At 62.1% G+C, this 18,935-nt stretch carries 16 protein-coding genes; 7 read left to right on the top strand and 9 right to left on the bottom strand.

Annotated features, from left to right (window positions below; genetic code table 11):
* Positions 1-107: 107 nt before the first annotated feature.
* Complete coding sequence (locus QMG80_RS07155; protein ID WP_158658777.1) at positions 108-584, bottom strand: hypothetical protein; 477 nt, start codon at positions 582-584, stop codon at positions 108-110.
* 199 nt (positions 585-783) lie between these two features.
* Between QMG80_RS07155 and hpnN the strand changes: the two genes are divergently transcribed.
* The 5 genes from hpnN to QMG80_RS07130 all read left to right on the top strand — a co-directional run bounded on the left by hpnN (position 784) and on the right by QMG80_RS07130 (position 8,241).
* A complete protein-coding gene (hpnN, locus tag QMG80_RS07150; RefSeq protein ID WP_085772187.1) occupies positions 784-3,435 on the top strand; it encodes a hopanoid transporter HpnN in 2,652 nt (883 codons plus the stop codon).
* Positions 3,436-3,803: 368 nt separating this feature from the next.
* Entirely contained in the window at positions 3,804-4,952 is a 1,149-nt protein-coding gene (gene hpnI, locus QMG80_RS07145; protein ID WP_085773734.1) for a bacteriohopanetetrol glucosamine biosynthesis glycosyltransferase HpnI, read from the top strand.
* Positions 4,953-4,962: 10 nt separating this feature from the next.
* Positions 4,963-6,384, top strand: a complete 1,422-nt coding sequence (gene hpnJ / locus QMG80_RS07140) for a hopanoid biosynthesis associated radical SAM protein HpnJ (protein WP_085773733.1) — start codon at positions 4,963-4,965, stop codon at positions 6,382-6,384.
* A 16-nt stretch (positions 6,385-6,400) separates the two neighbouring features.
* A complete protein-coding gene (gene hpnK, locus QMG80_RS07135; RefSeq protein ID WP_085772186.1) occupies positions 6,401-7,237 on the top strand; it encodes a hopanoid biosynthesis-associated protein HpnK in 837 nt (278 codons plus the stop codon).
* Entirely contained in the window at positions 7,234-8,241 is a 1,008-nt protein-coding gene (locus tag QMG80_RS07130) for a lysylphosphatidylglycerol synthase domain-containing protein (protein WP_085772185.1), read from the top strand. The genes hpnK and QMG80_RS07130 overlap by 4 nt, the downstream gene beginning before the upstream one ends.
* Positions 8,242-8,312: 71 nt before the next feature.
* On the opposite strand, the gene hpnA is transcribed toward QMG80_RS07130, so the two are convergent.
* The 3 genes from hpnA to QMG80_RS07115 form a co-directional block, all read right to left on the bottom strand.
* Positions 8,313-9,422, bottom strand: a complete 1,110-nt coding sequence (gene hpnA / locus QMG80_RS07125) for a hopanoid-associated sugar epimerase (protein WP_085772184.1) — start codon at positions 9,420-9,422, stop codon at positions 8,313-8,315.
* Between the two features lie 80 nt (positions 9,423-9,502).
* The gene (locus QMG80_RS07120; RefSeq protein WP_085772183.1) at positions 9,503-10,132 is read right to left on the bottom strand and encodes an ABC transporter substrate-binding protein; all 630 of its coding nucleotides are present in this window, start codon (positions 10,130-10,132) and stop codon (positions 9,503-9,505) included.
* Between the two features lie 90 nt (positions 10,133-10,222).
* Positions 10,223-11,218 carry an MlaA family lipoprotein gene (locus QMG80_RS07115; RefSeq protein ID WP_085772182.1) on the bottom strand — a complete coding sequence of 332 codons (996 nt, stop codon included), beginning with the start codon at positions 11,216-11,218 and terminating at the stop codon, positions 10,223-10,225.
* A 537-nt stretch (positions 11,219-11,755) separates the two neighbouring features.
* Here QMG80_RS07115 and QMG80_RS07110 point away from each other — a divergent pair.
* On the top strand, positions 11,756-11,944 hold the full coding sequence (locus tag QMG80_RS07110; protein ID WP_085772181.1) for a hypothetical protein: 189 nt from the start codon (positions 11,756-11,758) through the stop codon (positions 11,942-11,944).
* Positions 11,945-12,238: 294 nt separating this feature from the next.
* Here QMG80_RS07110 and QMG80_RS07105 read toward each other — a convergent pair whose 3' ends face one another.
* The 4 genes from QMG80_RS07105 to QMG80_RS07090 all read right to left on the bottom strand — a co-directional run bounded on the left by QMG80_RS07105 (position 12,239) and on the right by QMG80_RS07090 (position 15,697).
* A complete protein-coding gene (locus tag QMG80_RS07105; protein WP_085772179.1) occupies positions 12,239-12,469 on the bottom strand; it encodes a hypothetical protein in 231 nt (76 codons plus the stop codon).
* A 137-nt stretch (positions 12,470-12,606) separates the two neighbouring features.
* Positions 12,607-13,191 carry a methylated-DNA--[protein]-cysteine S-methyltransferase gene (locus tag QMG80_RS07100; protein WP_425351433.1) on the bottom strand — a complete coding sequence of 195 codons (585 nt, stop codon included), beginning with the start codon at positions 13,189-13,191 and terminating at the stop codon, positions 12,607-12,609.
* A 565-nt stretch (positions 13,192-13,756) separates the two neighbouring features.
* Positions 13,757-14,272: a hypothetical protein gene (locus QMG80_RS07095; protein WP_085772177.1), complete on the bottom strand. Its 516-nt coding sequence runs from the start codon at positions 14,270-14,272 to the stop codon at positions 13,757-13,759.
* A gap of 222 nt (positions 14,273-14,494) precedes the next feature.
* Positions 14,495-15,697, bottom strand: coding sequence for a lytic murein transglycosylase (locus tag QMG80_RS07090; RefSeq protein ID WP_085772176.1), 1,203 nt, complete (start codon positions 15,695-15,697; stop codon positions 14,495-14,497).
* A gap of 171 nt (positions 15,698-15,868) precedes the next feature.
* Between QMG80_RS07090 and irrA the strand changes: the two genes are divergently transcribed.
* Positions 15,869-16,336, top strand: coding sequence for an iron response transcriptional regulator IrrA (irrA, locus tag QMG80_RS07085; protein WP_085773732.1), 468 nt, complete (start codon positions 15,869-15,871; stop codon positions 16,334-16,336).
* Positions 16,337-16,578: 242 nt separating this feature from the next.
* On the opposite strand, the gene QMG80_RS07080 is transcribed toward irrA, so the two are convergent.
* A complete protein-coding gene (locus QMG80_RS07080; protein WP_085772175.1) occupies positions 16,579-18,768 on the bottom strand; it encodes a multicopper oxidase domain-containing protein in 2,190 nt (729 codons plus the stop codon).
* Positions 18,769-18,935: the final 167 nt, after the last annotated feature.

Here is an 18,935-nt window from a genome sequence, read left to right as displayed (position 1 = left end):
AGGGACTTTTGTCTTGGCGACGCTGGGAAAGGCGCTGCCTCGCCAAGACCGTGTCACCTCGATCGAGCTCGTGGTAAAAAAGGACCTGTGGAAGACTTGCTGGCCTGCTACGAAGGGCCAAGGAACGTAAGCGCGACAATGCCCAGCTTTGAATTTAGATGCATATCGAAATAATGAAGCACGTCCCATCCTAAGATTATATCATGATAGTAACCGCCATCCCTAAAATTCGCGGCCGAAAACTCTCCTCCTAGGACGAACCTCTGCTCCTCGAAAATCAATTGCGCCGCATAAACGGCAGTTGAGGCTGGAATTCCCGTAAAGTTAGACGTAATATCTCCGACGCTCTTTAAATGGAACTTATTCGCCAATCTTATATCGATACGCGTCACATCCGATCCGGTGTCTATGATCGCCGACAAGCCGCGCTCAATCACGTCCGGCATGAATTGATCGCCAACGCGCCATCGGGGATCATTGCCCAAGCTGACCTGCACGACGGGCGCGAAGGACTCTTTGCCGAGCGTCGCGGCGAAGGCGCCCATTGGCTTGAACGAGCCGATAATTTTCTGTCCCGGTTCCACGAGCGGATGCTACCCGATTCCCCCTAGCGCGCCGAGGTCAAAACGGCCGCGCCAGCGCGATGGATGAAGAAAAGCTAGAACTTAACTGTTCGCCTTGGCCACCGCAGAAAAGGCGCGATGGCGCCCACAATGCGCTGCTGGACCCAAGCCGACGCAGGACTGACGCCGCAGCGGCCATCGAAACGCGAAACGGAGAGACATGCTCCAGTCTACAGAATCCGCAATCGTCGCGCTCGTCGGCGCCTGCCGCCGCAGACCCTATCTCACGATCGTCGTTTCGCTGCTCGTCGCTCTGCTCGCCGGAAGCTACGCCTATCAAAACATCGCGATCAACACCGACACCGATCAGCTCATCTCGTCAAAATTGCCCTGGCGGCAGCACGAGATCGCTTTCGATGCGGCCTTCCCCCAACAGGACAAAACTCTGTTGGTCGTGGTCGACGGCGCGACGCCCGAGCTCGCCGAGAGCGCTGCGGGGCGGTTGGCGGCTGCGCTCGCCAAGACGCAGGGCCGCTTCCAGGAGGTTGAGGAACTCGGGGCGCCTTCCTTCTTCAAGCAAAATGGCCTGCTCTTCCTGACAGTGGACGAGCTGCGGCGTCTGACCGATCAAATCATTCGCGCCCAGCCGTTTTTGGGCGCGCTTGCCTCGGACCCGACCCTGCGGGGGCTCGCCGGCGCTCTACGCTTCGTGCCCGAGGGCGCGAGGCGCGACATGATCCAGCTCGATGATTTCGCGACGCCCGTCTCCAGCCTGTCTTCGGCGATCGACACGCTGCTCGCGGGCCGTCCGGCCGCATTCTCCTGGAGCGAGCTGATGACGGGGACACCCTCGCAGGCTCGGGAGCTGCGCCGCTTCATCCGCGTGAGACCCGTGCTCGATTTCGATGCGCTGCAGCCGGGAGCCGCAGCTTCGGAAACGATCCGCAAAACCGCGACCGAGCTGGGCTACGCGCCGGAGAACGGCGTCAGCGTCCGGCTGACTGGCCCGGTCGCCATAGCCGATGAGGAATTCGGCAGCCTCGCCGAGGGCGCGACGCTCAACTCCGTGCTGACCGTGGCCGCCGTGCTGCTCATTCTCTGGCTCGCCCTGCGCTCCGGCCGGATGATTTTCGCTGTGATGACCTCGCTCTTCGTGGGGCTCGCCATCACCTCGGCCCTGGGGCTCGCGATGGTGGGCGCCCTCAATCTGATCTCGGTCGCCTTCGCCGTTCTCTTCGTCGGCATCGGCGTGGATTTCGGCATTCAATTCGCCGTGCGCTATCGGCGAGAACGGCATGAAAACGACGATCTCGACGCCGCTCTCGATGCGACGGCGGCGGCGACAGCGAAGCCCCTCCTGCTCGCGGCGGCGGCGACGGCCGCGGGCTTCTACGCCTTTCTGCCGACGCAGTACATCGGCGTCTCGGAGCTTGGCCTCATCGCCGGAACCGGCATGATCATCGCCTATCTGACGAGCGTCACGCTGCTTCCCGCGCTCCTCACGGTGCTGAAGCCTCCAGCGGAACCAAAAGCCATCGGATTTCACTGGCTCGCCCCCGTCGATCGCTTCATGGCGCGTCATCGGAAACCCATTCTGATTTTCGCCGCGCTGACGGTTGCTGCGGGAGCGCCGCTCTTCCTAAATCTGCATTTCGATTACGACCCCCTGAACTTGCGCAACACCTCGTCCGAGTCGATCTCGACGCTGAAGGACCTGATGAAAGACGCGGCGACCACGCCGAATGCGGTCAATGTTCTTGCTCCCTCGCTGGACCAGGCGAATGCGCTGGCGCGCCGCCTGAGCGCGCTGCCCGAGGTGGCGGAGACGGTGACGCTGCAAGACTTCGTGCCGGACGATCAGGACAAAAAGCTCGCCATTATCGAGGATGCCCAAGCCCTGCTCGGGCCGACGCTGAATGCGCCCGACGTCAAGCCCGCGCCGAGCGAGGACGAGACGCGCCAGGCGCTTAAGGAGGCCGCGGAAGATTTTCTTTCCCTGTCCGGACAAGCGCGGGGCGAAGCCCTGGCGTCACAAGTCGCCAAGTCCCTCAACGCGCTCGCCGAGGCCGATCCGGCGCGCCGGATCGCGGTCGAGAGGGCGCTGCTCGGCGGGCTAGAGCTCCGGCTCGATCAGATCCGCGCCAGCCTTCAGGCGCAGCGTGTCACGCTCGGAACGCTGCCGCCGACCCTCGCCCGGGAGTGGACAACGCAGGATGGCAAGGCGCGCGTCGAGGTCAGGCCCAAGGGCGAAAAGCAGGACAATGAAACGCTGGATCGCTTCACGGCGGCCGTGCTCTCCGTTGCGCCCGAGGCCACGGGCGGGCCGATCCTCATACAGGAATCCGCGAGGACCATCGTGCGCGCCTTCATTCAGGGGGCGACGCTTGCGCTCGTCTCGATATGCCTGATCCTTCTCGTCGCGCTGCGGAGGGTCGTCGACATGGCGGTCACGATCGTCCCTCTGCTGCTCGCCGCGGTCCTCACGCTGGAGCTGATGGTGCTCTTCGGGCTCAAGCTCAACTTTGCCAACATCATCGCGCTGCCCCTGCTGCTCGGCGTGGGCGTCGCATTCAAGATCTATTACGTCTTGGCCTGGAGACAGGGAGAAACGAGCTTTCTCGCCTCCTCGCTGACCCGCGCCGCGCTCTTTAGCGCCATGACCACGGCGACGGCTTTCGCGAGTCTGTGGGTGTCGGACCACCCTGGGACCTCGAGCATGGGCAAGCTATTGAGCCTCTCATTGCTGACGACGCTCGTGGCCGCCGTGCTGTTCCAGCCCATACTGATGGGGCCGCCGCGCCAAGCTACGGCGCGCGCGCCGGCTTCCCGAACGCCGAGCGCCGCGGGGGTGAAGGAGCCGGCGGATTCCTAGCGGCGGGCCTCGATCACGCTGCGTTCAGCCGGAGAATCGCCTGGACGCAGAGAACATGATCGAAGCGGGAATGGCGCAAAATCAAGAGCCGGAGCGAATTCTCATCGCATAAGTCTGTCGACTTTTGCGCAAATTCGCCTCAGATCACGCTGCGTTCAGGCGGAACCGCTCAAACACAGAAAACGCGATCGATTTCAAAGTTTTATAACGCGATTGCGCGAAAAACCGGTTTCCGCTTTTTCGCATCGCGCTCTAGGCGGCGGGGCGCTGTCCATCGAAAGGCCTGATTTGCAACTTCAATGGGCGTTCTGGAAAGAGCGTGGCTTGCCTGCAAGGCGGCGCCGCTCAAGAAGTTTGCGGGAGAGCAAATGCTGTTCGGCTCATCCTTGGCGGCCCTCGCCGCGGCCTATGCCTGCCTCGCGCTGACCGCAATGCTCTTAGGCCTGCGCCGCTCGCAGGCTTCGCAGCAACCGCAGGACCCGCCGCCCGCGAGCATCTTGAAGCCGCTCTGCGGGGCCGAGCCAAGGCTCTATGAAAACCTGCGCTCCTTCTGCCTGCAAGACTATCCGCACTATCAGATCGTCTGCGGCGTCAGGGACTTAAACGACCCTGCGGTGGAGTCGGTCCGGCGCCTGCAGCAGGAGTTTCCGGCGCTCGACCTCGAGCTCGTGGCCGATCCGCGCCTGCATGGCGCGAATTACAAGGTCAGCAACCTCATCAACATCTTCGGTCGCTGCCGTCATGACCTCCTCGTTCTCGCCGACAGCGACATTCGCGTCACGCGGAATTATCTCGCCGAGGTCGTCGCGCCTTTGCACGATCCCTCGGTCGGCATCGTCACCTGTCTGTACCGAGGGCGGCCCGCCGCTGGTCTCTGGTCGAGGCTCGGCGCGCTCTTCATCGACGATTGGTTTGCGTCCTCCGTATGGGTCGCGCATCTCCTTGGCTCGCGGGATTTCGCCTTCGGCGCCACGATCGCGCTCAAGCGGGAAACCCTGACCGCCGTCGGGGGATTTGAAGCCATCGCCGACCAGCTTGCAGACGATTATCGGCTCGGGGAACTGACCCGGAAGCGGGGCATGCGCACGGTTCTGTCGCAACATATTGTGACGACGGACGTCGCCGAGGCGGATCCGAAATCCCTGATCGAACACGAGTTGCGCTGGTTGCGCACCATCCGCTCGCTTCAGCCCTTCGGCTTCATGTTTTGCTTCGTCACCTTCAGCCTGCCCGTCGCCTTGATTGGCTTCCTGCTCGCAATCGACTCGCTTGCCGCGCAGAGCGCCCTGGGGATTACGGCTGCGGCGCGGCTGGCGCTGCATGTCGTCCAGCGCCGCCGCGCGGAACAGCCGCCGTTCGCGGAGATCGGCTTGATCGCGCCGCGTGATTGCCTGAATCTCGTTCTTTGGTGCGCGAGCTTTGCGAGCTGGCGCGTTCGCTGGGGCCGGCAGCGCTTCCAAGCGGAAGAAAAGGGCGCTCTTTACGAGATCGAGACCGAGGGCTCGACGCTGATATGAGGACCCGATGCTGAAAACCTTATTCCTCCAAGCCCCGTCCTTCGATGGTTTCGACGGCGGAGCCGGCTCCCGCTATCAGGCGAAGCGCGAGATCAAGTCCTTCTGGTATCCGACCTGGCTTGCCCAACCCGCCGCTCTCGTGCCCGGCAGCCGTCTGCTCGACGCTCCCGCCGATGAGCTTAGCGTCGAGGAAACGCTGGCGATCGCGCAAGATTACGACCTCGTCGTCATCCACACGAGCACGCCCTCCTTTCCGACCGACGCAAAATTCGCCGAGCTGCTGAAAGCGCGCAAACCCGATGCGCTCATCGGCATGGTCGGCGCGAAAGTGGCGGTGGATCCCACCGGCGCCCTCAATGCGACGCATGCGATCGACTGGGTCGCCCGGGAGGAGTTCGATTACACCTGCCTCGAGCTCGCAGAAGGAAAGCCCTTTGCCGATATCCTCGGCTTGAGCTACCGCAATGCGGACGGATCTCTCGCTCACAACCCGCCTCGTCCCATGATCGAGAACATGGACGAGCTGCCGTTCGTGAGCCCGGTCTACAAGCGCGACCTCAAGATCGAGAATTACTTCATCGGCTATCTGGAGCACCCTTACGTCTCGATCTACACGGGGCGCGGCTGCCGCTCGAAATGCACCTTCTGCCTTTGGCCGCAGACCGTGGGCGGTCACCGCTATCGCGTCCGCTCGCCGGAAAACGTGCTGGAAGAAGTCAAGTGGATCAAAGAGAACATGCCCGAGGTCCGGGAAATCATGTTCGACGACGACACCTTCACCGACTTCAAGCCGCGCGTGGAAGAGATCGCGCGCGGCCTGGGCAAGCTCGGCGTCACCTGGTCCTGCAACGCCAAGGCGAATGTGCCTTACGAGACGCTGAAAATCATGCAGGAGAACGGGCTGCGCCTGCTTCTCGTCGGCTATGAGTCCGGCGACGACGAGATCCTGCACGTGATCAAGAAAGGTCTGCGCACCGACATCGCGCGCCGCTTCACCGAGGACTGCCGCAAGCTCGGCATCAAGATCCACGGAACCTTCATCCTCGGCCTGCCGAGCGAGACGCGCGAGACGATCGAGAAGACGATCGAATTCGCCAAAGAGATCAATCCGCACACGATTCAGGTCTCGCTCGCCGCGCCCTATCCGGGAACAAAGCTCTATGCGGACGCCATCGCCAACGGCTGGCTCGAAGAAAACGAAGCCGTCAATCTCGTGAACAGCGAGGGCGTGCAGCTCGCGGCGCTGAGCTATCCGCATCTCTCGAAGGAAGAGATTTTTCATGGCGTCGAGCGCTTCTACAGGCGCTTCTATTTCCGCCCGAGCAAGATCTGGGAGATCGTTGCGGAGATGCTCGGCAGTTGGGAGATGACGAAGCGCCGCCTGCGCGAAGGAGTCGAGTTCTTCCGCTTCCTCAACGCTCACCAAAGCTGAGCGGCCGGTTCTCGCCATGCCGCAGCCGTCCGCGCCGCGCGGGCTCATCGTGACGGCCGACGATTTTGGACTGCACGAAGCCGTCAATGAGGCCGTCGAACGAGCGCATCGGGACGGCGTGCTGACCGCCGCAAGCCTGATGGTCGGCGCGCCGGCCGCCAGCGACGCGATTGTCCGCGCCCGGCGCATGCCGCGCCTTCGCGTCGGGCTGCATATCGTTCTGGCCGACGGACAAGCTGTCTTGCCGCGCGCGCAGATTCCCGATCTGGTCGACGAGACGGGCCGCTTCGGCGACGCCATGGCGCGCGACGGCTTTCGCTTCTTCTTCTTGCCGCAGGCGCGCCGACAGCTCGCGCTCGAAATCGAGGCGCAATTTACGCTCTTTCAGGCGAGCGGCCTGACGCTCGATCACGTCAACGCCCACAAGCATTTCCACATCCATCCGACGGTGCTCTCGCTCCTTCTGGACGCGCGTCGACGCTTCCCCTTTCACGCCATGCGGCTTCCCTACCCCGTCAATCCGCCGATGTTTCTGCGCCCGTGGCTCGCCCTGATGCGACGCCGGCTGGACCGCGCCGACATCGCGCATAATGACCGGATCTGCGGTATCGAGCAGAGCGGCGGCATGGACGAGAACGCGCTCCTCGCCGCGTTGAGCCGCCTGCCGCCCGGCGTGACAGAAATCTACTCGCATCCCGCCACTGAAGGGGGAATCACGCGTTCCATGGCGTCCTATCGGCCTCAGGATGAATTCGCCGCGCTCTTATCTCCACGCGTTCGCGCGGTTATGGACGGTCTCGGCGTCAAACGCGGCGGCTTCTCGGACTTCTGGCCCGCCAAGGACGCCGCATGAAGCTTCCGGCCCAGGCCTTCACCCTTGCCGCCGGAGCTCTCGGACTCGCCGCGCTCGCCGCCCTGGTGGCGCATGAGGGCTATGAGACGATTGTCGAGACGCTCGGACGCGCCGGCTGGGGACTTTTGTGGATCGTCCCCTTCCACGCCCTGCCCTTGACGCTCGACGCGGAAGGCTGGCGCGCGCTGCTTCGTCCTCGCGATCCCGAGGGTTTCGCGACAAGGCCCTTCCTGCTCTGGGTCGCGGCCGTGCGCGAGGCGGTGAGCCGCCTGATGCCGGTCGCCAGCATCGGCGGCGAAATCGTCGGCATTCGACTCGTGCTGCTGCGACGGCTCAACGGCGCCGCTGTCGCCGCCAGCGTCATCGTCGAGGTCCTGCTGACGCTCGTCAATCAGATCCTGTTCACCGCTCTCGGCCTCGCGCTGCTGCTCATGATCGTGAAGAAGACGCCGCTCGTGGACACATTGCTCTGGGGCCTCGCGGCGAGCGCTCTCGCGCCCGTCGCGCTCGCCCTGCTGTTGCGCTACGGTTCGCCCTTCACGCGTCTCGCGCTTCTGGTCGAGCGCACGCTCGGAGAACGCTACGGGCTGGCGGCGCTGACTGGCGGCGCGGCGGCGCTCGACGACGAGGTGCTTCAGCTCTGCCGGCGCTACGGGCGACTCTGGGCGGCGCTGGCCTGGCAGCTCGCCGGCATGATCGCCGGCTCCTTCGAAACCTGGCTCGTGCTCGAATTATTCGGTCATCCCACGACGCCCTGGAACGCGATCGCGCTGGAGAGCCTTTGTTCCGCCATTCGCAATCTGGTGTTCTTCGTGCCGGGCGCGCTGGGCGTGCAGGAGACGGGGCTCATCCTGATCGGCGCCCTGATCGGTCTGCCGTCCGACGTCGCCATCGCCTTGTCGCTCGCCAAACGCTTTCGAGAAATCCTTGTCGGTCTGCCCGCTCTCGCCTCCTGGCAGTGGGTGGAGATCGGCCGCATCCAGCGCAAGCTCAAAGACGTTTAGAAACGCGCAAAATCAAAAGTTTGGAGCATGTCCTGACCGGAAAACCGCTTCGCACTTTTCCGGGACATGCTCTAACGATCGAATATCTTCTTCTCAACAAATCGCTTCGCGTTTTTGGAGGACGCGTTCTCGCGGCGCGTCGATCGGGCAAAATTATCGCAAGACTTCATGATGTCTCGCCTGGACGCGGACGGCTGTCTCAAATAGCCATTGTCGTGAAACCAGCAGATCGCGTCTTGCAGCGCGAGCAGCGGCGGTCTCGCCGCATAGCCGAGCTCCCTGCGGGCCTTTTCGCTGGAGAAGAACATCATCTTCTTTGAAAGCTTGACGCCTTCGACGGTGGCGACGGGAGACTTGCCGGTGAGGCGCGCGGCAGATTCAGAGATGTGGGCGATGGACAAGACGAGATTATAGGGCAGCCTTATCCTGGGCGGCTCTCTGCCGACCAGCTCCGCGATGCAGGTCAAAATCTCGAGAAGCGTCATATTGGCGCCGCCGAGCACATAGGTTTCGCCGACGCGGCCGCGCTCGAACGCGAGCCAATGTCCTTCGGCGACATCGTCGACATGGACGATGTTGAGGCCGGTCTCGACATAGGCCGGCATGCGACCGGCGGCGGCTTCGAGGATCGTGCGTCCTGTCGGCGTCGGCTTCACGTCGCGCGGGCCGACCGGCGCCGAGGGGTTGACGGTGACCACCGCCAGCCCTTTGCGCGCGAAGTCGCGGACGACTTCCTCTGCCATAAACTTCGAGCGCTTGTAGTGGCCGATGATCTCGGGAAGTTTCGCTCGCCCGGACTCGTCGCCGGGAACGCCAACGCTGGGCGGATCGAGGGTCGCCACGCTGCTGGTGTAGACGACGCGGCTGACGCCGGCCTCCGCGGCCGCCGTCAAGATGGCGCGCGTGCCTTCGACATTCGTCTGGTAGATCTCGCTCGGCCGTCGCGCCCACAGCCGATAGTCAGCGGCGATGTGAAACAGAGCGTCGCAGCCCTGGCACAGGCGCGCCAAGGACGCCTCGTCGCGCAAATCGCCTTCGACGACTTCGAGGTCCAAGCCCTCGATGTTTCGGCGATCGGAGTTGGGACGCACGAGCGCGCGAAGAGCGACACCCTCCGCCAGGAGCCGCCGGGCGACAGCCGAACCGATAAACCCCGTCGCGCCGGTCAAAACAACTTTCATTTGTTATCCTCAGCCTTTTGGGCTTCTCGGGCGGGGGCCGCTTCCCCTCCCCCTCGCGTGAAGCCCAGGCGCCGATGGCTTTAGTTCTGCGAACCTCCGCCGAGGAGCTTGTCGCCCTGCCGCGTAAGCGAGCTGATCAGCGCATCGGGGCCGCCGGATTTCAAAATCGCCCCGAACTCCGACCGGCGGGTCGCCAATTCGCTGATCGCGCCGTCCAGATAGACGTCCATGATCTTCCACTCGGCGCCGCTCTTATGCATCAAATAATTCAGCGCCACCGTCTTTCCGTTGGATTGAACGATGTGAGTCTTGACGATTCTGTTCCCGTTCGGCTGGTCGACCGCTTGCCCAACGTCGAACTGCTCTCCGGAAAAATCGTCAAACCGGCTCGCATAGGTCGCGATCGTCATCCGCGTGAAAGCCTTGACGAGCTCGCGCTGCTGCTCGGGCGTGAACTCGCTCCAGCTCGAGCCCACGGCCGTCTTGGTCATGGACGACAGATCATAGGTTTTCGAAAGCACGGGAGCCAGCTTTTCGTAACGGCCTTTGAGGCCGAGCTCCTTCCCCTGTTGCATCGTGCTCAGGAGGACATCGTAAAAGCCGTTCACGCGCGACGCGGCCGGGTCCACGCTCTCGCCGAAAGCGGGGGCCGAAATAAGTAATGCGACAATGGCGGCGATCAGTGGCGTAATGGCTGACGTTCGCGACATGATTTTCCTTCACTCGTGTTGAAGATTACAGAGACGTCGGCAATTCAAAGGCTAGCTGCGGCGCTCCAAAGCGCTTGAGCCCGCTTTTCTTCATTGCAGGGCGCTCCTCGTCGGCTCCGCATTTGCGGCGGCGGCCTGGGGCTCGGGCGCGTGAAACTTATTCCAGGAAGCGGTTTCCATCGGCTTCTTATTGGAGAACGTCGACCAGCCGCTTTGCGCCACCGCTTCCTTGAGCTCCGCTTCCCTCTTTTGGGTCACGACGCTTTCCAGCATGACGTAAAAGTCAATCGAGCTGGCCTCCAGCGTTTCCAGATCGCCGACCTTCTCGACCTTGGCCAGCGCGCCCGCCGTCGATCCCGAGATGTTGACCCCTGTCGTAAGGGTCGTCGCCGTCGATCCCGCTACGCCGATTTCGCGCGCCCCCGCAGCAATGCCTGCGGGCGCCAGCAGGTCGATCGGCGTCAAAGCCACGAATTCAATCGTCGATCCGATCAGGTCGCGCGTATTGGTCGGCCCGAAGACCGGCAGGACAAGATATTCGCTATCCCGAACCCCCCAGACATAAAGCGTCTGCCCGAAATCGCCGGTCTGACGCGGCAGCTTTTCCCGGCTCGCCACGTCGACGAGGCCTCCAAGACCAAAAGTCGAATTCATCGCGAAGCGCGCGAGAGTCGTCCCTGCGGCCTCGGCGCGCAGTTGCAGTACGTCATTGGCGAAAATCAGAGGCTCGCCGAGATTGTTGGCGAAGGATTCGATCGAGTCGCGCACGGGCTCCGGAACCCCCTCGCGATAGGCTTTTGCGACAGGATAAAGGACGGAGCGGTTCAGCTCTTGGTTGAATTCGAGCGTAGCGCGATTGCGCGCCTCGGAGGGGTCTCGCGTCGCGCCTGCGCTATCGTCCGCGAGGGCGACGAAATCCTTGGCGGGCGCATCAGCCCCCACCACCGTTCGCTCCACCGGGCCGGTCTGCGAGGTCAGGGTGAGCGGGGACGGGAGGCCGCCGTCGCTCGAGGCGCAGCTTGCAAGGACGCTCGCAAGCCCGACCGCCGCAATCCGGCATCGAACACGGAACGTCACCTTCCTCATCTCACCTCCACCACGCTGAACCGAGGCCTTGTTATAGCTTGGCGCCGGCCGCCAGACAAATAGCGTCCAACTTCGTTTTCGCTTAACAAGGCCAGCTTATCCTGAGCGTACCGCCCTTGACGCTACCGCTGGTGGCGGCAAAATTTGGCGATTTTCCGTCACGGCGGGTAAAATTCTTTCCCATTTGTGGCGTAAAAGTCGAAAGAATCCGTTGAGCAGTAAGCGCGCTCACGCGGGGATCGCGAACTTCAGCGCTTCAGCTGCACGAATTGCGTACTACGCTTCACGAAGTCGTAGACAAGGAACATTGATCGGAATTTCGAGTTTTCAGATCAGCGGCCCGTTGCAGAGTCTCGCCACATTTCGCGCTTCGGCCCGAGCAGGTGCGACAATTTTGCAACAGTCCCCGGAAATCTGCAGTCAAAGCCCGCGAGAATCCGAGAATAGACTTGCCGAAGTCCGCTTTTCGGCGGACCTTTCCATCTAGAGTCGCCAAGGAGGCGCATCGGAATTGACGCGAGCAGAGGAGAGCGGGTCATGAAGATGAAAAAGTCCTTGCGCCGGAGGAGCGCCGTGCGTGAGCTTCTCCTGAACTTCGAGCTTCGCCCTTTCTGCGAGGAGCCGCAGTCCTCCGCCTCATCCGGTTGGCTGGCGCTTTCCCGCCCCGGCGTCGCCTACTGGCCGATCTACGCGACGCCCCGGCTCCTGCCGGGAGAACGTCGCTGAGCAGAGCCAAGCTCGGCGCGGGATCACTGCATGTTGATAGCGCCCCGCGGCAGCGCGGGGCGTTTTGTTGTTGCGGGCGTCAGCGCGAGGAGGCGCGCGACGAGCTCTGAGTTCTTGATTTGGAGCTCAGTCCTTTTCGATCGCGTGGTTCGCGATCGGGACGCGCTCGAGATCGCGCTGCGTTCAGGCGTGATCGCCTGAACGAAGGTAACCCGATCGACCGCCAGCATGCTTGAGCACGCTTTACGCGAAAGTCATTTCCTGTCGCGCTCTCGCAGTTTCTCGACCGCGAGCTCAGGGTTCTCGCGACGGGATCGCCGATTGCACCTGCGCCAAGGCCTTCACGAGATGAGCGCCTCCCGGCAGGCCCGCGAGGAACTCTTCAGTGCGTCTCGGCTCTTGCCCCCAGACGATAAGAAAGGCGCCGACGGCGAGCAGCAGAATCGCCAGCCAGAAAAACATCATTCCGGCGAGAACCGAAATCACGAGAACCGTCCCCAATTTCGTGCGATCGTTCCAAATCATTGCGCTGTCTCCCGAGGCCGCATCGTTGGACATTCTATCACAAACGGGTCGGCCAGATCACGCTGGCCTCCGACGGAATCGCCTAAACTCAGAAAACGTGATCGATTCCAAAGGCCGCCGCCTCGGCGCAGCGTGATCTATGCGCCGCCAGATCCCGCCTCCCGCTCGAGGACGGCGCGTTTGCGTCCGACTCCCCAGCGAAAGCCCGAGAGCGAGCCGTCCTTGTGCAGGACGCGATGACAGGGAATCATCACGGCGAGCTTGTTCGCGGCGATGGCGCCCGCGACGGCTCGAACCGACTTGGGCTCGCCGATTCGTTGAGCGATCTCCGCATAGCTGGCGGTGGCGCCCGCTGGAATGGCTTGGAGCGCGGCCCAGACGCGGCGCTGGAAAGCGGTCCCTTGAATGTCGAGCGGAAAGTCGAAGCCGCTCGCCGGCGCTTCGACCAATCGCACGACCTCGGCGAGCAGCGTCTCGAAATCGGCGTCGCCTTTGGCGAATCGCGCGTTCGGGAATCTTGATTCGAGATCGGCCAGGAGGGGCTCGGGCTCGTCCCCCAAAGCGACGAAGCAGGCGCCTTTGTCGCTCGCGGCGACGAGGATCTTGCCGAGCGAGCAGTCTCGGATCGCGAATCTGATTTTCGAAGTTGCGCCGCCCGAGGCCGAGCCTGCGACGGATCGGCCGCGCATGGGTAAGCCGGGATCAGAGATCGCTGAGGTCATGGCTCTTTCCTTGCCCTTCATTTCCTCCGCCTGCGTAACCTTTTCAAGGGCAAGGCAAGACAGACCGAATTGATACAAGATCATGATCCTGGCCTCTTCAAGAATATGCCATCGCAGAGCAAGTTCTATAGCATACGCTAGACCTGAACCATCCGGTTAGACCCAGAGATGAAGAGATATGGCTACGTATTCACACATCCGTTGGTAAGGCTTTCAGCAGGAGAGGCTCCAGGATCGAGTCGATCTTCACCACGTATGTTGATCGGGACAGCGGTGCGAACCGGGATGGCCAAGATCGTACATGCAATATTTTTTACAAACAAAACAAATCTCATTACAACCCCAAGTACTCGACGAGAATAAGCGAGATCGGCCCTCAGGCCTTTCATCTAAGTGGCGCTGATTCTTGAAGGAGCGAAAGATAATGTTAATCTGTTCAAACGATGTGGCGTCATGACGGTACTGCATATCCCCCTCTCCTAGTCTCGAAGCCAATCGCTGGCGATTATCTCTCGTCAATGCGGGCAGGCGCTCCTCGTCTCTCGATAAGATTATCATGCGCTACTCAGTAATGCTTAAGAGCCGCCCTACGTCTTTCCGCAACGCCCTGCACAGTCTTCATCCAATGGTCGTGGACATCTTTCCATATCTCATTTCGTCTGATTTGCGCATTGACAGTCCCCTGTAGCATATCTCGATATATCCTCTCTGCATTGCGCATTTCGGTCGCCGTCTTTTCGACCAACTCAGAGAGGGCCGGGAAACCAAGATTTCGCAAATAGCCGGCTATCGGCTCATAACCACGGCACCAATTCTCACAGTCTTGAATGTAGTGTATTGCACCTGTTATTTGCTCCAACGTTGGCGGCATGGCGACCTTGCAGCGCAAGTTATCGCACATTTGCTTGTAACAAGCAGCAAACTCACTCAAATACCTTGCTTCTATTCCTTGGGCTTTGACTGTTTCTTGCTGCTGAGACTCTTGCGGAATCTGCGGCATTGTATTGGTCTGCTCAGGCTGTTGCCGAACAAAATCAGCCCACCAATCATTGGCCATTTGCAAGACATCACCAGTGGTCATTTGTTCAGGCCTCAGCACTGCACGCGCACAAACAACGCGTAGACGCATATAAAAGTTCCGACGGTCTCATATGGCCTAGACCCAACACTCGAGGCGCCAGCCACCTTCGCGCGTGGCCACGTCGAGCGTTCGAAGCAGATTGTTTTCAATGCTTCAGCGCTTGCGCTAGGACTTCGGCCCCGCGTCAGCAACGGCCAGTTTCCCGGCGTAACCGAAAAGACTTCATCCTCCGACGAGCCGCTCCAGCACCGCATGCGTCGCAAATCCGTCCGCCGGCGCGACGCCGGCGCTGAGCTGCCAGGCGTGAATGGCGTTGCGCATCCCGCGGCCGAGCTTGCCGTCCTTCGCGCCCTGATAAAAGCCCTTCTGCGCCAGCGCCTGTTGCATCTTGACGATATCGGCCGTGGCGAGCGGCGTGACCTTCGGCCAGGGCTTCGAGGGCGTGTCGCGGCCGCCAATCCGATCGCCGAGTATTCCGACCGCCAACGCATAGGCGTCGGAGGTGTTGTAGAGGCGCACGACCTCCCAATTGTCGGTCAGGAGAAAAGCCGGACCCGCGGCGCCCGTCGGCAGATAGAGGCTCGCGGCGCCGCTCGCCGGCAGCGCGCCGCCGTCGGGGCGCGCAAAGCCCAGGCTGCGAAACTTCGCGAAATCCAAATCAAAATTCGCATAGTCGAAATTCTCGGGCACGCGCGTCTCATAGCCCCAGGAGAGGCCCGCGACCCAGCCGGAACCGTGCAGGAAGCTTGCGATCGAGGCGATCGCGTCCTGACGCGAGCTCCAGATGTCCGCGGGTCCTTCGCCAGTATAGCGCACGGCGAATTTGCGGTAGGTCGAGGGCAGGAACTGCGGCATGCCCATCGCGCCGGCCCAAGAGCCGCGCAGCTTGGCGCGCGGAAATCCATCCTGCAGCATCAGCAGCGCCGCGACGAATTCCTCTCTCAGCTTCTCGGTCAGATGCCCTTTCCAGGCGAGCGTCGCCAAGACCCGCAGCACGTCCGAGCCGCCGGTGGCCGTCCCGAAATTGCTCTCGATCGCGAGTATCGCAAGCGGAACCTCGCCCGGAACCTCGAAGCGCGTCTCGACCTCATGAAGGACGGGCGAAAGCTCTTTCGCGAGCGTGCGTCCGCGCTCGACCCGCGCCTTCGTCACGGCGCCGGCGACATAGGTCGGAATGGAGACCGTGAACTCGGACTGGACCTTGGGCTTGACGACGACGCCGGGGTCGGGCGTGAGCGCCGCTGTCGCGCCGTCGAAGGTCTCGCGCGAAACGCCTGCAGCCTCGGCCTGCGGCCAAAGGCTCCGCAAAAAGGCCTGGAAATCCTCGGCCTGCGCCAGCGCCGGCCGGCCGGCCGCGCCAAAGTACAAGAAGCTGGCGAGAAGCGCGCGCCGGTCGAGCTGAAGGGCGTTGCCCAAGAATTGCATCGCAGTCTCCTGCCGTTGGGGAAAAGCCCACGCCCCACAAGGCGCAGCCGATTGTGTTTTCTGGAAAGATTACACTTTCGGGGTATTTGTTTGACAGGGGCGCGAGGGTGACTTCTAGTGGCTAACATCGAGCTAGACAAAGGGGGAGCGCGGAAAATCCGCGCGATCGACGTGACACATGTTCCTTCCAGCAGCCGAATAACAGAGGCCCTGCGCCGGACACCGCTTCCCGAGGCCTCGCTGAAAGCGAAGCTGCGGACTGCGGGGCTTCGTCCCACCGTGCAGCGCCTCTCCTTGTGCAAGCTGCTTTACAGCCAGAGCGGCGACCGTCACGTCAGCGCAGAAGCGTTGCATGCCGAGGCGCGCGAGGCGGGGCTGCGCATGTCGCTCTCGACCGTCTACAACGCGCTCAATCAATTCGCCGCCGCCGGTCTGCTGCGCCAGATCGCCGTGCAGGGCCCGCGCACCTATTTCCACACGCGCACCTCTCCGCATAACCACTTCATCGACGAGGCGACGGGCCGAATGTTCGACGCGGCCGACGACTCGATCGAATTCGCGCGGCTGCCCGCGCCGCCGGAAGGCATGGAGATCGTCGGCTGCGACGTGATCATCCGGCTCAAGCGCAAGCGCGGGTGAATCGCGATTCGCTCGCCTGGGACGCCGCTCGGTTGCAGCCTCGGGCTAATCGAGCCCCCCGATGGGTCTGAAACCCTCTTTCGCAGCGGGTCGTGAGGCGATGGTCTGGCGAAAGGTGAACACCTGATGTCGACAGGCTTCCGCAAAACGAAATTGCGTTCGACCCGTCTGACGCCGCTCGCCTGATCTGCGAAACAGAGAGCGCCGCGCTCGGGCTCATTGGTTGGCGATGCGCGAAGGGCCTATTTCGGCCCAGCGAACTTCGGCCCGCCTGCATCCGGAGATGGGACGACCTTGATCTTAGCCATCATGCCCCCATCCTCATGTTCGAGGATGTGGCAGTGGTAGACGAACTCGCCGACCTGCGAGAAGGGAATGTCGAGCGTGACCGTCGGCGAGGCGCATGAGCCGTTCCGCCACTGATCGACGCTACATACGCCATTCTGATCGTTCATGACTTGATCGTTGATGCTTGCGTTGGGCGCAGCGACGCCGAGCGGCAGATTATCCTCGAGAAGGCCGAAGCCAACATGAGGGTCGGGCTTATTGGACGCGGGCGAGCTCGCGGGCGCGGACATCAGGATCGAACGGAATTTCGTTTGATGAATATGGAAATTGTGGTTTTCCGTCGAAAGCTGCACGAGCTCCCAGGTCTCGTGGACGGGCGTCTGACCCGGACCGAGAGGGAGGCAAATCGTCGGCTTCATCGGATCGAATCGTGTGACCGGCAGCTGCGTGCCGGGGACGGGCGCGCCGCGTTCATCGACTTCTTCATAGCCCAGCCCGAAAGAGTCGCCATTGTTCAGGTCCTCGATGCCGAAGAAGATTCTGCGGCGGTGTCCCGGCGGCAGCGCCTTGCAACCCGCCGGCAACGGGGCCGGCCGAGCATAAGGCGTGGGGCTTGCAAACACGCCTCCCGGCTGCGCCGCTCTATAGGCGTCGCCCGCGACGTTGATCGCAGCATGGGCCTCAAACAGATTGTGACTGTCTTCGAACAACACTTTGGCGAGATCGACGGCGGGCCACATATCTCCGCTGCCCATCGTCAAGCCGAGCATTTTCAGCGTCGCCGACGCTCCCTTAGGTGGGCGAACGATCTGACCCAAGGCGTTGCGATAGGTCACCCACAGCTCCGCGCGAGAGCTCGGCATCATCACGAGTTCCGTCACGCAAACGGGCTGCGAGGCGATGGCCGGCGGATTTGTCGGACAGCGTACGACCTTGAACTTGGCGCCCGCCAGATGGACCACCGATTCCATCGACGTGTCCTGCGGGAGAAACACGCTGACGCCGTCGATCGCCGCCAGTTGCATGATGAGCGGCTGTTTCGTTGCGTCGTCGACGAGCTGAAGCCTGTAGGACAGGCTGCCAGAGGCGTTGGTGAGGCGCCAGATCTCGCCGTCCGGAGAAGCGGTCCGGATTTTCGGATATTGCACGCCGTTGATCGTGAAGTACCATTTCCCGCCGCTGTAATTATTGCCGTCGTCGGCCGTGAGGTCGACGCCGGGGCAAGACCCCTGACGTAGCTCGTTGGGACTCGGGGCCTGCGCGCAAAAATCGGGATCTTGCTGATTGAGAACCTCCCCATCCGCGACATTCGCGGAGCCGTTCTCGAAGGCGATCTTTCCTGCGGCCAGAACTTGCAGATCCTTCAAGATCAGGTGTCGGACATGTCCGCCCGGAAAGCCGGCGCCGACGCCGTCGGACCGCGCATAATCACCGACGTCGCCGATAGTGATGATTCCCGCGAGCCCGCTCGAAACCTGATTGAGCGCAAGCCCATGCACATGCGGATGAAACCAGAATAGGCCCGAGGGATGGTTGTTCGGAATTTCGATGCGGTAATCGATCGCGCCGGAGATCATTTGTCCGTGATCATGGAGGCCTTGCGAGACCGGCTGACCGTTCGCCGGGTTGAAGGCCGTCACGAAGACGAAATCGCCGAAGGTCGGGTCCTGCGGCGTCGGCGCGCGCGGTTCGACAATCAGGCCATGGGTATGAAGATTGGTCGGATTGAGCGGCAGATTCGCGCCACCCATGTCGGCGGAATGGGTGACCTTGACCGGATCGAGCTTGGGCAGATGATTGACGAAACGAATCTTCAGCACGTCGCCTTTCTGCAGCGCCAGTCGGACGCCGCCATAGTCGGCGACAGTGGCCGATCCGGCCGGGCAAACGTCTCCCTGCGCAAAAGCGCGTTCGCAAACTTCGTACACCCACCCAGCGGGGTTGAGCGCGACGCCGCTGGGCGCCGTGTAAACAATGCCGGGAATGGGTTTAGCCCTCGCGATCATCGTCAGATCGAGAACGCCCCGGCGGCTCGCGAACACGGCAGGCTCGCCGAAATCATCCGCCCAGGCGACGCCGCCGCCAAGAACGCGCGCCGCCGTTAGGAATCCCAATGCCGCAGCAAGCAGCCGTCGACGCGCCATGGCGTATCGCTCCTCATCTCGTGGATGCGCGCCAGCCAGTAGCGATGACAAGAGCGCCATGCAGGATCTGAGCGGCTTAAGCTAGCCTTTTGTCTAATTGTGAACAGCTTCTGTCAATAAATGAACTGTTGAATCGGAATTCTTCTAACTTCCAGCGTAGCCTATTT

Origin of the sequence: Methylocystis bryophila (genome assembly GCF_027925445.1) — a bacterium.
Classification (GTDB): Bacteria; Pseudomonadota; Alphaproteobacteria; order Rhizobiales; family Beijerinckiaceae; genus Methylocystis; species Methylocystis bryophila.
This window is presented reverse-complemented; position numbering and strand designations above follow the sequence as displayed.

What these genes read in the sequence shown, in the direction of transcription:
- hpnI (WP_085773734.1), top strand. Translation starts at nt 3,804, where the DNA reads ATGCTGTTCGGCTCATCCTTGGCGGCCCTCGCCGCGGCCTATGCCTGC.
- QMG80_RS07100 (WP_425351433.1), bottom strand. Translation starts at nt 13,191, where the DNA reads ATGACCTCAGCGATCTCTGATCCCGGCTTACCCATGCGCGGCCGATCC.
- QMG80_RS07110 (WP_085772181.1), top strand. Translation starts at nt 11,756, where the DNA reads ATGAAGATGAAAAAGTCCTTGCGCCGGAGGAGCGCCGTGCGTGAGCTT.
- QMG80_RS07090 (WP_085772176.1), bottom strand. Translation starts at nt 15,697, where the DNA reads ATGCAATTCTTGGGCAACGCCCTTCAGCTCGACCGGCGCGCGCTTCTC.
- hpnN (WP_085772187.1), top strand. Translation starts at nt 784, where the DNA reads ATGCTCCAGTCTACAGAATCCGCAATCGTCGCGCTCGTCGGCGCCTGC.
- QMG80_RS07130 (WP_085772185.1), top strand. Translation starts at nt 7,234, where the DNA reads ATGAAGCTTCCGGCCCAGGCCTTCACCCTTGCCGCCGGAGCTCTCGGA.
- QMG80_RS07105 (WP_085772179.1), bottom strand. Translation starts at nt 12,469, where the DNA reads ATGATTTGGAACGATCGCACGAAATTGGGGACGGTTCTCGTGATTTCG.
- hpnK (WP_085772186.1), top strand. Translation starts at nt 6,401, where the DNA reads ATGCCGCAGCCGTCCGCGCCGCGCGGGCTCATCGTGACGGCCGACGAT.
- QMG80_RS07080 (WP_085772175.1), bottom strand. Translation starts at nt 18,768, where the DNA reads ATGGCGCGTCGACGGCTGCTTGCTGCGGCATTGGGATTCCTAACGGCG.
- QMG80_RS07095 (WP_085772177.1), bottom strand. Translation starts at nt 14,272, where the DNA reads ATGACCACTGGTGATGTCTTGCAAATGGCCAATGATTGGTGGGCTGAT.
- QMG80_RS07115 (WP_085772182.1), bottom strand. Translation starts at nt 11,218, where the DNA reads ATGAGGAAGGTGACGTTCCGTGTTCGATGCCGGATTGCGGCGGTCGGG.
- hpnA (WP_085772184.1), bottom strand. Translation starts at nt 9,422, where the DNA reads ATGAAAGTTGTTTTGACCGGCGCGACGGGGTTTATCGGTTCGGCTGTC.
- QMG80_RS07120 (WP_085772183.1), bottom strand. Translation starts at nt 10,132, where the DNA reads ATGTCGCGAACGTCAGCCATTACGCCACTGATCGCCGCCATTGTCGCA.